Origin of the sequence: Mucilaginibacter oryzae, assembly GCF_003148845.1 — a bacterium.
Lineage (GTDB): Bacteria > Bacteroidota > Bacteroidia > Sphingobacteriales > Sphingobacteriaceae > Mucilaginibacter > Mucilaginibacter oryzae.
This window is the reverse complement of record NZ_QGHA01000004.1, coordinates 440,128-453,060: the sequence shown is the minus strand read 5'-3', so window position 1 is coordinate 453,060 and position 12,933 is coordinate 440,128. Positions and strand designations below refer to the sequence as shown.

Below are 12,933 nucleotides of genomic sequence, written 5' to 3'. Positions count from 1 at the left end.
CCCATTCATTACTACTATTATGCGGATAGAAGACGAAATACAAAGTACCAATTTTGAAGACGTTTACCACAAGGTAGCCATTAACGTGGCCTACACGCAGGGGTGGCTGGGTAACTATTTTCGTTGCCATTTTGAAAAACATAATATTACGCAACAGCAATTTAATATCCTGAGGATTTTGCGGGGCCAGTACCCTAAACCGGCTACCATCAACCTGCTGAAGGAACGGATGATCGATAAAATGTCTGACGCTTCGCGCATTGTTGACCGCCTGGTTCAGAAAGGCCTCGTATCGCGCTGTACCAACAACCGCGACCGCAGGGCCGTAGATATCCGCATTAGCGAAGAAGGCCTGGCTACCCTTGCGAAAATGGACCAGGAGTTTAAAACAAAAGATATCCTGAGCCAAAACCTCACCGAAGATGAAGCCGCTACACTTAGCGATTTATTGGACAAAATGCGGGGATAGATTTTGAGCTTAGAGGCGAAAGGTAATTGCAGCTATGATTTTTTTTTATCTCTTGCGCTCATATTTCTTGCGCTCATTTAAAATGAGCGCTTAATATGGATTGGCGTTTGCAACGCCAGTATTTACCGCATGTTTTTAGTAATAAACCATATCAGGTTAATATCAATTTGCTTCAGTATAGTTTTTAAAACTATTTAAGATGGCCTGCCAGCCATTTTTCTGCATTTCGATAGGGTTTTGATTTTCCGGATCGAACGTTACGGTAACATCAGTCTGCGCTCCGTTTTGTTTAAACTGCACGCTCGCCTGGCGACCGTTTGGCATGGTGCAGGTAAACTTTTCGCCTTCAACAATTTCATCATAAGTAGCCTCAAAATCAAACCTTCTGCCCCCCTGAAAAAAGTCAATGCTTAACCAACGTATTGCCGGTAGTGGCCTGAATCAGTTTATCTTTTGATTGATCGATCAAGGTAGCTATATCCATGCGGGATGGATTATCGGCCAGTACTTTTTCCAGGTCGGCAATAGCGGCTTTGAGTGAGTTTAATCCCCGCGCCCTATCATAAAAGCGTGAGTTGTTTTGCAGTTTGAACATACCGTAATCGCGATAGGCGATGCCACGGTTCTGGTAGTATTTATTATCCTTTAAATCGTTGTTGATGGCTATAGCCTTGGTAAGATCGACGATAGCCCCTAATAAATAAAGTTCTTTATCGGCAGGGCTGGCCTGGCTATCACGGCCGAGGTAACCTTTGGCCCTTGCGCGGTAATAATAAGCGGTAGCGTCGGCAGGCTTCACCGCTATCACCTTGCTATAAGCCACTATTGATTTTTTATAATTATCACTATGGTAATACGAATAACCCAGCATCCACATGGCATTGGCATTGGTTGAATCGGTAATACAGGCCTTTTCCAAATGAGCCACTGCCGACCGAAAATCACCATCCATCAACGCTTGCTGCCCCAGCCTAACATAAGCGTTTTGCGCCAATGCAGGTTCGAACGTTGACATGATCAGGAAGGGAATGATAACCGACAGTTTCATTGAACGGATTAATGGTTAAACAATAATGGTATTACAATAACTATCAATAAAACAAATTATTATGCCTTACTATTAATTTATTTTAAAAATTACCGGGCACAAAAATTTTGAGCACAGCGATACTATGACTTTTTTTCATCTTTAACAACAAAATCTCATTTATTTACAAATCAACCAACTTATTTATAATAATCACGTAATCAATATATTAATTACGTAAATTGATTGTTGTTATTTATTAGCTTAACTTGGCACAGCTCTTGAAACATAATGTTCCGCGGCTTAAAACTGCAAATTTACCTGTAAACACCGCCGTGGTAAGCTTACAGGCTGACAACATGACGTTTTATACTACACATAAATATAATTAATGAGTTTAGATCCGTTTGATTTCAAGCATGCTTTACCGGTTATAAATGAGGATTCGGAGTTTTTTCCGCTCATGTCATCAGAGGATGAGGAGGAAATGAATAACGAAGAATTGCCCGATGTGATGCCTATATTGCCTTTACGCAACACGGTGTTATTTCCCGGTGTTGTGATACCTATTACCGTTGGCAGGGATAAATCAATCAAATTGATTCGCGATGCCAACAAAGGCAGCCGGATGATTGGGGTGGTTGCGCAACAGGATGTGGGCATTGAAGACCCTACTTTCAACCAGCTTAACAAAGTAGGTACCATTGCGCTCATCATCAAAATGCTGCAGATGCCCGATGGTAATACTACTGTTATTATACAGGGCAAAAAACGCTTTTACCTGAAAGAAGAGGTACAAAGCGAACCGTACATTAAAGCAACTGTTGAACCATTCCAGGAAATAAAAGGCAAGGAAGATAAGGAATTTAAAGCCATGGTATCATCTATTAAAGATATGGCCATGAACATTATCCAGCTTTCGCCAAATATTCCGAGCGAAGCGGGCATCGCTATCCGCAATATTGAAAGCACTTCGTTCCTGATCAACTTCATATCATCAAATATGAATGCCGATATGGCGGCCAAACAGCGCCTGCTTGAGGTTGCCAACCTGCGCGAACGTGCCAACCTGGTACTGGAACATTTAACGCTCGATTTGCAGATGCTGGAGCTTAAAAACCAGATCCAGACCAAGGTACGCGTTGACCTTGACAAGCAGCAGCGCGATTATTTTCTGAACCAGCAGCTTAAAACCATACAGGAAGAACTTGGCGGCAACACACCCGACCTGGAAATTGACAGCCTGCGCCAGCGCGCAGCCAAGAAGAAATGGGCTAAAGAGGTTAAGGATCATTTTAATAAAGAGATTGAGAAACTGGCGCGCACCAATCCAGCAGCGGCCGATTATTCGGTACAGATCAACTACCTCGAGCTGCTGCTTGATTTGCCATGGAACGAGTTCACCAAAGATAACTTCGACCTGAAACGTGCGCAACGCGTTTTGGATAAAGACCATTTTGGCTTAGATAAAGTAAAACAACGCATTATCGAATACCTGGCCGTGCTGAAGTTAAAGCATGATATGAAAGCGCCAATACTGTGTTTGGTGGGCCCTCCGGGTGTTGGTAAAACCTCACTGGGAAAATCAATAGCCAAAGCCCTCGGCCGTAAATATGTAAGGATGGCATTGGGCGGTATTCGTGATGAAGCCGAGATTCGCGGTCACCGTAAAACATATATCGGCGCCATGCCCGGCCGCATCATCCAGTCTATCAAAAAAGCGGGCGCTTCAAACCCGGTTTTTATTTTGGATGAGATAGATAAGGTTGGTAATGATTTCAGGGGCGATCCGTCATCCGCCCTGCTTGAGGTGCTTGACCCGGAGCAAAACGGCACTTTTTATGATCATTATGTAGAGATGGATTACGACCTTTCTAACGTGATGTTTATAGCTACCGCAAACTCATTAAGCACGATCCAGCCTGCTTTGCTTGACAGGATGGAAATTATTGAGGTTAATGGCTACACCATCGAAGAAAAAGTGGAGATTGCCAAGCAACACCTGTTGCCGAAGCAACGCGAAGCCCACGGTCTTAAATTAAAAGACATCAGCCTGAAAGCCGATGTGCTTGAAAAACTGATTGTAGATTACACCCGTGAATCGGGCGTGCGTTCGCTGGAGAAAAAAATAGGTTCGGTAGTGCGGGGCGTAGCCAAAAACATCGCGATGGACGAGCCTTATAATACCAATGTTAACAAAAAAGACATTGAAAAGATATTAGGCGCGCCCATCTTTGACAAAGACCTTTACGAAGGGAACGACGTTGCAGGCGTTGTAACAGGCTTAGCCTGGACATCTGTTGGCGGCGACATCCTGTTTATTGAAGCAAGCCTGAGCCCGGGTAAAGGGCGCTTAACCCTTACAGGCAGCCTTGGCGATGTGATGAAAGAATCTGTTACCATCGCGCTTGCCTATTTACGCGCGCACGCAGGTACATTTAATATTAACCCGAAACTGTTTGACCAGTGGGATGTACACGTTCATGTTCCGGCGGGTGCTACGCCTAAAGATGGACCTTCTGCAGGTGTTACCATGCTTACCGCGCTGGTTTCGGCGTTTACGCAACGTAAAGTGAAACCTCATTTAGCCATGACAGGCGAAATTACCCTGCGCGGCCGTGTATTGCCTGTTGGCGGTATCAAAGAAAAGATCCTGGCTGCCAAACGTGCCAATATCAAAGAGATTATCCTTTGTAAATCCAACCAAAAGGATATCCTTGAAATTAAAGAGGATTATATAAAAGATCTCAGCTTCCATTATGTTACCGATATGCGCGATGTAATTAAGCTGGCGGTACTTGATGAAAAAGTAAAAGATGCTTTGGATTTGACTGTTAAAGAAGACGAAAAAAACGTTGTTAATTAATTAAAACCGCCCATATTTAAAAAAGGTTCGCAGTTTGCCCTGTGAACCTTTTTTTTGAGAATAAAAGTTTTGCTGTCAAACTTTCCTAACCCGCCAATTCCACAACTCCTTTATTTACATTGCGTTTTTTATATATTAGCGAGCTAATTACTATATAAACCCCAATGCTTAATAAACTATTTTTTACGCTGGTATGCCTATTGGGCACTACCTGTTTAGTTGCCCAGACACGTGGCCACGAATTTGGGATCCAATCAGATAATGATTCATTCCTGGGCCAGGGTTCTGACAGGTATTACACCAACGGTATCTTTTTTTATTACCGCAAGGCTTTACAGGTAAATCCATCTCAAAAAGAACTGCAAAACAAAGTACTGGGCTTTGAAATGGGCCAAAAAATGTTTAACCCGCAATCGGGCTATGTACGCGGACCTTTTGATGTAGACAGGCCTTTTGCTGCGTACTCCTATATAGGCTCAACGTTAAACTTTTTATATAAAAACGAAAGCAACCTGAAGCTGGGCGCTCAATTAGGCTTGGTTGGCCCCGCGGCTGGCGGCGAACCCGTTCAAAAACTTATCCACAGCACCTTTGGTTTTTATTCGCTTAATGGCTGGCAGTATCAAATTAAAAATGATGTGGAACTTAACCTGTCGGCAGAGTATAATAAGCTGTTAGCGAGGGCCTCGTGGATTGATCTGAGTTTTGCATCATATGCCAACCTTGGCAACGGTTTTACGGGGGCAGGAGCAGGCGGCTTTGTTCGTATTGGTAACTTTAACCAGCTTTTCAACTCAATAAGTACACAGAGCATTGTATCAACCGGTGGCGAAGAGCAATTGCTGCACAAACACGAAATATTTTTTTATTACAAACCATTGGCCAACCTGGTTGGTTATGATGCCACCATACAAGGCAGCCTTTTCCGGAAGCACGATGATCCCGGAAGCATGGAAATTACGGGGACTAAAAAACCGTTTATTTTCAGCCAGCAGTTTGGTGTGGCTTTTACCACCAGCAGGTTCGCGTTTGATGTTGCCGCCATTTTCCATACCAAAGATACTAAAGAGATGATCCGCTCACACCAGTGGGGGTCAATTACCGGGTTTTATAGGTTTAAGTAGGAGAGATCAGTGGTTGGAGATTAGAGGTTAGTGTCAATGTCTAAACTCAGATCTCCAGCCTCTGATTCTCTAACATCCTAATCACTGATATCAAACTTCCGGCCTCTTCCCTCTTTTTTGGCCGATTGTATTTTCTTATTATCCAACCGTGCGGCTTTTGCTGCTTTGCTCACCTTGGTTGGTTTACGCACCTTAGGCTTCTGAAGCGCTTTGGTAAGCAGCAGTATAAGGCGCCCGATAGCTTTTTCTTTATTTAGATACTGACTGCGTTCTTCATCGCAAATCACCTGCACATAACCATCTTTGTTTAAGCGGTTTTGCAGCTTTTCAGTAAGAGTTTGCTTTTCTTCCTCAGTAAATAAAGCCGATGCTGTGATTGAAAACAGCAGTTCAACTTTGCTGGATACTTTATTTACATTCTGGCCGCCCTTGCCGCCGCTTCTGGATGTTTTGTATACCGTTTCTTTTTGCAGATCAGCTTTGTTAAAATTCATGTTTAAAAATACATTAACTTACTGCAAAGGACTATCTTTTTGCTGTGAATTTGCTATTTTAGCAATCCTATGAGCAACAATATTGTAGTAGCCATCGATGGCTATTCTTCATGCGGGAAAAGCACTATCGCAAAAGCCTTAGCAAAAGAGCTTCAGTTTATTTATGTTGATAGCGGGGCAATGTATCGCGCCGTGGCCTTATACTTTATCAGGCATAATATTGACCTGCAAGATCATGCTCAGGTAGCCAACGCCCTACACAACATCCATCTGAATTTTAAAACCCACAACCATAAAACCTTCATTACATTAAATGAAGAGGATGTATCGGAAGAGATTCGGCAGATGCACGTGGCGGAAAAAGTAAGTGCAGTAGCCGCTATCAAAGAAGTTCGCACTGCCATGGTGCGCCAGCAGCAACGCCTGGGCCGTTCAAAAAACATCATTATGGATGGTCGGGACATCGGCACCGTAGTATTTCCGGATGCACAGGTAAAACTATTTATGACCGCCGACCCAAAGGTACGCGCAGAACGTCGCTATAAAGAGTTATTGCCAACCAACCCTGATATCACCCTCGAAGAAGTTTTTGATAACCTGGCCCATCGTGATTACCAGGACACCACCCGCGAAGAAAGCCCTTTAACCCGCGCCGAAGACGCCATCATATTAGATAACACCGACCTGAGCCAGGACGAGCAGCTGATGTTTGCCCTGAGCCATATCGAACCGTTTATTGCGGAATAATGATTGTTTGAATCAGAATTTACCGAATTTGAGAATTGTCACAATGTATGATAATTACATAATTTTTTTGATCCTAAAATTCTGTAAATTCTGATTTGACTTCAATAAGGAAAAATATTTCGTTCATACTCAAATTTAAGGATATTTATCTGCAGAAAAAAGCCCCATAACAAACGCTATGGGGCTTTACTATGTAATATCTATAGATGCTTACGCCTCAACAGGCTGACCGATCAGATGCTGAGCTGCCAGGTACTCGGCAATTTGCACGGCATTGGTAGCAGCGCCTTTACGCAGGTTGTCTGATACTATCCAACAGTTCAGGGTATTATCCTGAGTTTCGTCACGACGGATACGACCTACAAACACCTCATCTTTATCATGCGCATCAAGCGGCATCGGGTATTTCAGGTTTGCTGTATCGTCAACCACAACAACGCCCGGCGCGTTCGCTAACAGTTCGCGTACTTCGGCCAGGTCGAAATCGTTAACAAACTCAATATTAACCGACTCGGAGTGGCCACCCATAACCGGGATGCGTACTGTAGTGGCAGTTACTTTAATGCTGTCATCGCCCATGATCTTTTTGGTTTCGAGGATCATTTTCATCTCCTCTTTGGTATAACCATTTTCGGTAAATACGTCAATTTGAGGGATCACGTTCAGGTCGATAGTGTATGGGTAAACTTTCGGTCCGTCAATGCCTTTACGCTCGTTAAACAACTGATCGACAGCCTTAACGCCGGTACCGGTAACTGACTGGTAGGTTGAAACCACCACCCTTTTTATTTTATATTTATCATGCAGCGGTTTTAAAGCTACCACCATTTGTATGGTTGAACAGTTTGGGTTGGCAATGATCTTATCTTCGGGAGTAAGCACATTAGCGTTAACCTCGGGCACAACCAGTTTTTTGGTTGGATCCATGCGCCATGCCGACGAGTTATCGATCACAGTTGTACCAGCAGCCGCAAACAAAGGGGCTTGCTGTAATGAAGTGCTTCCGCCGGCCGAGAAAATCGCTACGTCCGGCTTCATCTTAATCGCATCCTCAACAGAAACTACCTTAAACTGCTTACCCTTAAAAGTAATTTCTTTACCAATACTTTTTTCTGAAGCTACGGGAATTAATTCTGTAACGGGGAAGTTGCGTTCTGCAAGAACCTGCAACATTTTGGTGCCTACTAATCCTGTAGCACCTACTACTGCGACTTTCATTTTTTAAATTGTTTTTGAAATGTATCCGGGCTGCTTCACAGCGGCCCCTTTTTAATTGATTATGTGTTTTAAAAGTTAAACCCTCAAATATGCACATTTTTTTGGTATCGGAGAAATATTAAGTCTATAGTTTTTGTGGGAATTACTTTATGAGATTACACCGATTGGGAATAATTACGCAGATTTTGTCACTCTCATCAATCCTAAAAATCCCCCCAAATCTCGGTCCAGACTGAAAAACCGAAATTGGTGTAAGGTCCAAATCCAGGCTTTTTTACTTCTTTTGGACTTACCGACTTCGGACTTGCTGACTAAATACTTAAAAACCCTACATTTGCGCCGTAAAACTCAAAATTGCATGAGCGAAAAAATTTTGGTGATTGGCGCCAACGGACAAATAGGCACCGAACTGGTACTGGCTTTGAGAAATATACACGGCGCCGATGCTGTTATAGCTTCGGATATCAACAGCCCTACCTATGCAATGCGCATCAGCAGCGGTCCTTTTGAACTGGTGAACGTGCTTGACAAAGATAACCTGCATCACATATTTGATAAGCACCGCCCTACACAAGTTTACCTGTTGGCGGCCATCCTATCTGCCGTAGGTGAACAAAAACCTAAAATGGCCTGGGACCTGAACATGACCGGCCTGTTACATATCCTCGATTTCGCGGTTGAATTTAAAGTTAACAAAGTATTCTGGCCAAGTTCTATTGCTGTTTTCGGTCCTCATTCGCCGCAATACCATACACCGCAGTATTGTGTAATGGACCCTAATACAGTTTACGGCTTCAGCAAACTGGCCGGCGAACGCTGGTGCGAATATTATTTTAATAAATACGGACTGGATGTACGCAGCATCCGTTACCCTGGTTTGGTAGGCTGGAAAGCCAACCCGGGCGGCGGCACCACCGATTATGCCGTACACATATTTCACCAGGCCTTAAAAACCGGCAAATACGAAAGCTTTTTGGCAGGGGGTACAGCCCTGCCCATGATGTATATGGACGATGCCATCCGTGCCACCATCAGTTTAATGGATGCACCTGCCGAAAAGATCAGCATCCGCTCGTCATACAATTTAGCAGGCATTAGCTTTACCCCTGAGCAATTAGCCGCGGAGATCAAAAAATTGATCCCCGGTTTCGAGATCAGCTACAGCGGGAATGATCCGCGCCAGGCCATTGCCGATAGCTGGCCAAAATCGATAGATGACAGCTACGCCCAAAACGACTGGGGCTGGCAGTTAGAATACAACCTGCCCAAAATGGTGGCCGACATGCTGGAAAACTTGAAAAAGATCATTTAAGCGAGGTAAGAGGTTAAAGGCGAAAGGGATAAAGGTTTTGACTTTTAAAGCTTAAAGACCAGAGGATAAAGGTTAAAGGTTTTTATCCGCCTTTAGTTAAACAAATATTATATTTACAGCCTCGCTTTTACAGGCAAGCGCTTGTGAAACAATAAGGGTTGATCCATGAACCATCAACCACAAACAATGAACTAAAACACATGGGAAGAGCATTTGAATTCCGTAAAGAAAGAAAATTTAAGCGCTGGGCCAAAATGGCTGTGCAGTTTACCCGTTTAGGTAAAGAGATTGTGATGGCTGTTAAAGCCGGCGGCGGCGATGTGAACACCAACTCGCGCCTGCGCACCGCGGTACAAAACGCCAAAGCCGTAAACATGCCTAAAGACCGTGTTGAGGCTGCCATTAAACGCGCGTCGAGCCGCGACGAAAAAGATTACGAAGAGCTTGTTTACGAAGGTTACGCGCCATACGGTGTTGCCGTGCTCGTTGAAACCGCTACAGATAACACCAACCGTACTGTTGCCAATGTACGCAGCTATTTTACCAAATACGGCGGCTCGTTAGGAAAAACAGGTTCGCTTGATTTCATATTCACCCGCAAATCGGTTTTCACTTTTGAGCCGGGCGACCGCGACCTGGAAGAGCTTGAACTGGAACTGATTGATGCCGGCCTGGAAGAAATATTTGTTGAAGCCGACGAAAATGGCAACGATATTGCTGTAATCCATACAGCTTTTGAAGATTTTGGCAAAATGCAAAAAGCTTTGGAAGAAATGGGTATCGAAGTAAAATCGGCCAAACTGGAGCGCATTCCGCAATCATTCCATTCGGTAACTGAAGAGCAGGTTCCGGAGATTATGAAACTGATTGACCGTTTGGAAGAAGACGACGACGTGCAGGCAGTTTACCATAACATGGCCGAGTAAGCCCAACAAAAACCTCCCCGGTAGGGAGGGCTTTAATAAACAAAATAAAAAGTCTCCCCTACCGGGGGAGATTTAGAGGGGGCTATGCCACTATTAAACACACGAAAAGGCGAACGTAAAGTAAAAGTAACTTTTGCTAACGGTCTTCTTTTTGTTGAAAGTGACGGCGGCAAACCACAAGCTTTTCCGCTGGAATGGTTCCCCAAACTCCTCAACGCTACTGATGAGGAACGTGAAGACTGGAGCCAAACCGACAAGGGGATCCGTTTTAATAAACTGGATACTGATGTGATGCTGTGAGAGAGCCAAGACCACAAGAGTCGAGAAACAAGATGAGAAACTCCTTTTGTCTTAATCTCTTGATTCCTGATTCTTATATCTGACAAAAAATGGTTTTTGAGGAATTTTTAAAGAAGAAAAGAATTGACCTTACCGCCTTACAACAAGGCGAGCCGGCTTTGTTTTCTGAATTCCAAAACCATTTTGAACAAATGGGCGAAAAAAGCTTCGACCATTCCAAAAAATACTGGTTCAATAAACTGAGGCGCAGGTTCCCGATGCCTGTCGAAGTAAAAACCGAAAAGGTAAAAATCAAAAACCAGCTGGCCGAGCAAACGATCACAGAGAGTTTGACTGAACCCGCACCAACTGCTAAAGTTGGCTTTACGCCTAAGTATCGCGCGCCGGCCGCTCCCAAACCGACTACTTCAACCGAAGATCTGAAAGAACAGGCTCCAGAACCAACAAATCCGGAAACGCCTGCTACCAAAAATGCGGCCAAACCGGCATTTAAACCACGCTTTAACCCTGCAATGGCTAAGGCAAAACCAACTGATAGTGAAATAACATCAGCAGAAGCACCTTCCGAACAAAAAGCTGATACACCAGCGGCCCCGTCGGAAACGCCAACAGTTGCAAAGCCAGGTTTTAAACCCCGCTTTAACGCGGCAATGGTAAAACCCAAGCCAGCTGAAGATGCGGTACCGGCAGAAGATAAAAAAGAAGAAGCTACTGCCGAAGCGCCTAAGCCAACCGAAGAAAAACCCGCTGCAAAAATGGGCTTCCCCCCCCGCTTCAACGCCGCTGCGATGAAGCCTAAGGAAACGCCTGCCGAGGATAAGAAAGACGATACCGCAGCTGAAGAAAAACCAGCGCCTAAAATGGGTTTTAAACCCCGCTTTAACGCTGCTATAGTGAAACCAAAACCTGCTGTTGAAGAGGATGCCCCGATTATTGAAGTTAAAAAAGAGGAACAATCACCTGCTGAAGAGGCACCTCAGGCACCGGCTACAGAAGTACCCGCACCAAAATTAGGTTTTAAACCGCGTTTTAACGCTGCGGCTATGAAACCAAAGCCAGCAGCTGAAGAGGAAAAACCAGTGGAGAATGAAAAAGCCGACCCGCCCATTGATGAACCCACAAAGCCAACAGAACCTACTGCACCAAAGCTTGGCTTTAAGCCGCGGTTCAATGCTAAAACTACTCCCAAAAAATCGGAGGAGGAAGAGTAAATCATTTACTCCAAACTTTCCAGGAGTTTAGCAGACGCGTAACTTCCATTCGCTGTCTCGCCGTTGTTGGTTTTGTCACCTTGACCGTTAACCTAAGCTGCCATATACAAATTTTCCGATGCGCCGTTAGGCGCTACCCGTTTGTAGGATAAAGATAAAAAGGCCCTTTGCCTCTTAGAGGCTACCCTATAAATCATGCTTATAAATATCCTGAAGAGGGTAGCCTCTACGAGGCAAAAGACTGTCTGCTTGCATCGTCTATAAATAGGTATCCCCTACGGGGAATCTAAGCACAGTAGTACTTAGCGAGTAAATCATACTTTTCTCCTCAACTTTTGAATGGCCTCGTTCTTAAGTTGACGGCCATGGTGTTTTCACCAGTAAATATCAATGTTACTTGCTATGCGAAAACAACCAATGCAGCAAATCGGGCTCATTAAAGGCATTTTCCCAACTGTTGTGCCCAACGCCAGGATATAAGGTAAAACGCGGATTACCCCCGGCCTCTTTAATGGCATCTACCATAACCTGCGAATGATCTGCGGGTACTACAGGGTCATTACTACCGTGGAAGATCCACAGTGGAACTTTTTTAGCGTATTTTTTTGCATTGAGCGTATTGTCACCGCCGCAAATGGCAAACGCTGCAGCGAATACTTTAGGTTTACGGCCAATGATCTCGAACGTGCCCATGCCGCCCATACTCAGGCCACCCACGTAAACTTTATGCTTATCTACAAAAGGCTTATCTAAAAACTGCTCAACCAGGCCCATCAACATTACCATGGCCATAGTTGGCGGTGCATCTTCCTGGAAAATAAATTTACGTTTATTGGTTACCGAATCAGTTACCTGCTTCACATTGCTCCAATAGCTTTTAGCCGGGCATTGCGGAAAAACCACGATAGCCTCGTACATTTCCCGTACGCTATCCTGCAGAAAGCGGGAGGCTCCATAAACCAGTTGCGATTCGTTGTTATTGCCGCGTTCCCCCGACCCGTGAAGCACAAACAGCAACGGGTACTTTTGTCCGGGGTTAAAATGTTTGGGAAACAGTATGCGATAAGGCAGCGTATCTACTTTAAAAATATAACTTCCCCTATCAAACGACGACATATTTTGTGCACCTGCTGAGAAAGAGGATAACAATAACAAACCCAGCGCAACAATAACGGGCATTTTTTTGACCATAAAAAAAGGTTAAAAGTTTTAGTACAGTTTTAATGTACCAAAACAAAT

At 44.2% G+C, this 12,933-nt stretch carries 13 protein-coding genes; 8 read left to right on the top strand and 5 right to left on the bottom strand.

The annotated features are described in order from the left end of the window. Positions 1-19 precede the first annotated feature (19 nt). Complete coding sequence (locus LX99_RS13785; RefSeq protein ID WP_022832686.1) at positions 20-469, top strand: MarR family winged helix-turn-helix transcriptional regulator; 450 nt, start codon at positions 20-22, stop codon at positions 467-469. 162 nt (positions 470-631) lie between these two features. Here the strand turns inward: LX99_RS13785 and LX99_RS13780 are convergent, their stop codons facing one another. Both LX99_RS13780 and LX99_RS13775 read right to left on the bottom strand, forming a co-directional pair. Then, on the bottom strand, positions 632-877 hold the full coding sequence (locus tag LX99_RS13780) for an SRPBCC domain-containing protein (protein WP_281270959.1): 246 nt from the start codon (positions 875-877) through the stop codon (positions 632-634). Further along, a complete protein-coding gene (locus tag LX99_RS13775) occupies positions 873-1,517 on the bottom strand; it encodes a tetratricopeptide repeat protein (RefSeq protein WP_109608391.1) in 645 nt (214 codons plus the stop codon). The genes LX99_RS13780 and LX99_RS13775 overlap by 5 nt, the downstream gene beginning before the upstream one ends. Positions 1,518-1,887: 370 nt before the next feature. Between LX99_RS13775 and lon the strand changes: the two genes are divergently transcribed. After that, a complete protein-coding gene (gene lon / locus LX99_RS13770; protein WP_109608390.1) occupies positions 1,888-4,362 on the top strand; it encodes an endopeptidase La in 2,475 nt (824 codons plus the stop codon). Between the two features lie 164 nt (positions 4,363-4,526). Then, entirely contained in the window at positions 4,527-5,486 is a 960-nt protein-coding gene (locus tag LX99_RS13765) for a lipid A deacylase LpxR family protein (RefSeq protein ID WP_109608389.1), read from the top strand. Positions 5,487-5,563: 77 nt separating this feature from the next. Here the strand turns inward: LX99_RS13765 and arfB are convergent, their stop codons facing one another. After that, positions 5,564-5,980, bottom strand: a complete 417-nt coding sequence (gene arfB, locus LX99_RS13760; protein WP_109608388.1) for an alternative ribosome rescue aminoacyl-tRNA hydrolase ArfB — start codon at positions 5,978-5,980, stop codon at positions 5,564-5,566. Positions 5,981-6,049: 69 nt separating this feature from the next. Here arfB and cmk point away from each other — a divergent pair, with 69 nt between their 5' ends. After that, complete coding sequence (gene cmk, locus LX99_RS13755; protein ID WP_109608387.1) at positions 6,050-6,727, top strand: (d)CMP kinase; 678 nt, start codon at positions 6,050-6,052, stop codon at positions 6,725-6,727. A 210-nt stretch (positions 6,728-6,937) separates the two neighbouring features. Here cmk and LX99_RS13750 read toward each other — a convergent pair whose 3' ends face one another. Then, positions 6,938-7,945: an aspartate-semialdehyde dehydrogenase gene (locus LX99_RS13750; RefSeq protein WP_109608386.1), complete on the bottom strand. Its 1,008-nt coding sequence runs from the start codon at positions 7,943-7,945 to the stop codon at positions 6,938-6,940. 358 nt (positions 7,946-8,303) lie between these two features. Between LX99_RS13750 and LX99_RS13745 the strand changes: the two genes are divergently transcribed. The 4 genes from LX99_RS13745 (at position 8,304) to LX99_RS13730 (ending at position 11,694) form a co-directional block, all read left to right on the top strand. Continuing rightward, the gene (locus LX99_RS13745) at positions 8,304-9,257 is read left to right on the top strand and encodes an NAD-dependent epimerase/dehydratase family protein (protein ID WP_109608385.1); all 954 of its coding nucleotides are present in this window, start codon (positions 8,304-8,306) and stop codon (positions 9,255-9,257) included. 200 nt (positions 9,258-9,457) lie between these two features. Beyond that, positions 9,458-10,183 (top strand): YebC/PmpR family DNA-binding transcriptional regulator, encoded by a 726-nt coding sequence (locus LX99_RS13740; RefSeq protein ID WP_109608475.1) that lies wholly within the window; start codon positions 9,458-9,460, stop codon positions 10,181-10,183. A gap of 84 nt (positions 10,184-10,267) precedes the next feature. Next, positions 10,268-10,483 (top strand): DUF2442 domain-containing protein, encoded by a 216-nt coding sequence (locus tag LX99_RS13735; RefSeq protein WP_109608384.1) that lies wholly within the window; start codon positions 10,268-10,270, stop codon positions 10,481-10,483. Between the two features lie 89 nt (positions 10,484-10,572). Next, complete coding sequence (locus LX99_RS13730) at positions 10,573-11,694, top strand: hypothetical protein (RefSeq protein WP_109608383.1); 1,122 nt, start codon at positions 10,573-10,575, stop codon at positions 11,692-11,694. 393 nt (positions 11,695-12,087) lie between these two features. Here LX99_RS13730 and LX99_RS13725 read toward each other — a convergent pair whose 3' ends face one another. Continuing rightward, positions 12,088-12,885 carry a carboxylesterase family protein gene (locus LX99_RS13725; RefSeq protein ID WP_109608382.1) on the bottom strand — a complete coding sequence of 266 codons (798 nt, stop codon included), beginning with the start codon at positions 12,883-12,885 and terminating at the stop codon, positions 12,088-12,090. Positions 12,886-12,933: the final 48 nt, after the last annotated feature.

What these genes read in the sequence shown, in the direction of transcription:
- LX99_RS13785 (WP_022832686.1), top strand. Translation starts at nt 20, where the DNA reads ATGCGGATAGAAGACGAAATACAAAGTACCAATTTTGAAGACGTTTAC.
- LX99_RS13775 (WP_109608391.1), bottom strand. Translation starts at nt 1,517, where the DNA reads ATGAAACTGTCGGTTATCATTCCCTTCCTGATCATGTCAACGTTCGAA.
- lon (WP_109608390.1), top strand. Translation starts at nt 1,888, where the DNA reads ATGAGTTTAGATCCGTTTGATTTCAAGCATGCTTTACCGGTTATAAAT.
- LX99_RS13765 (WP_109608389.1), top strand. Translation starts at nt 4,527, where the DNA reads ATGCTTAATAAACTATTTTTTACGCTGGTATGCCTATTGGGCACTACC.
- arfB (WP_109608388.1), bottom strand. Translation starts at nt 5,980, where the DNA reads ATGAATTTTAACAAAGCTGATCTGCAAAAAGAAACGGTATACAAAACA.
- cmk (WP_109608387.1), top strand. Translation starts at nt 6,050, where the DNA reads ATGAGCAACAATATTGTAGTAGCCATCGATGGCTATTCTTCATGCGGG.
- LX99_RS13750 (WP_109608386.1), bottom strand. Translation starts at nt 7,945, where the DNA reads ATGAAAGTCGCAGTAGTAGGTGCTACAGGATTAGTAGGCACCAAAATG.
- LX99_RS13745 (WP_109608385.1), top strand. Translation starts at nt 8,304, where the DNA reads ATGAGCGAAAAAATTTTGGTGATTGGCGCCAACGGACAAATAGGCACC.
- LX99_RS13740 (WP_109608475.1), top strand. Translation starts at nt 9,458, where the DNA reads ATGGGAAGAGCATTTGAATTCCGTAAAGAAAGAAAATTTAAGCGCTGG.
- LX99_RS13735 (WP_109608384.1), top strand. Translation starts at nt 10,268, where the DNA reads ATGCCACTATTAAACACACGAAAAGGCGAACGTAAAGTAAAAGTAACT.
- LX99_RS13730 (WP_109608383.1), top strand. Translation starts at nt 10,573, where the DNA reads ATGGTTTTTGAGGAATTTTTAAAGAAGAAAAGAATTGACCTTACCGCC.
- LX99_RS13725 (WP_109608382.1), bottom strand. Translation starts at nt 12,885, where the DNA reads ATGGTCAAAAAAATGCCCGTTATTGTTGCGCTGGGTTTGTTATTGTTA.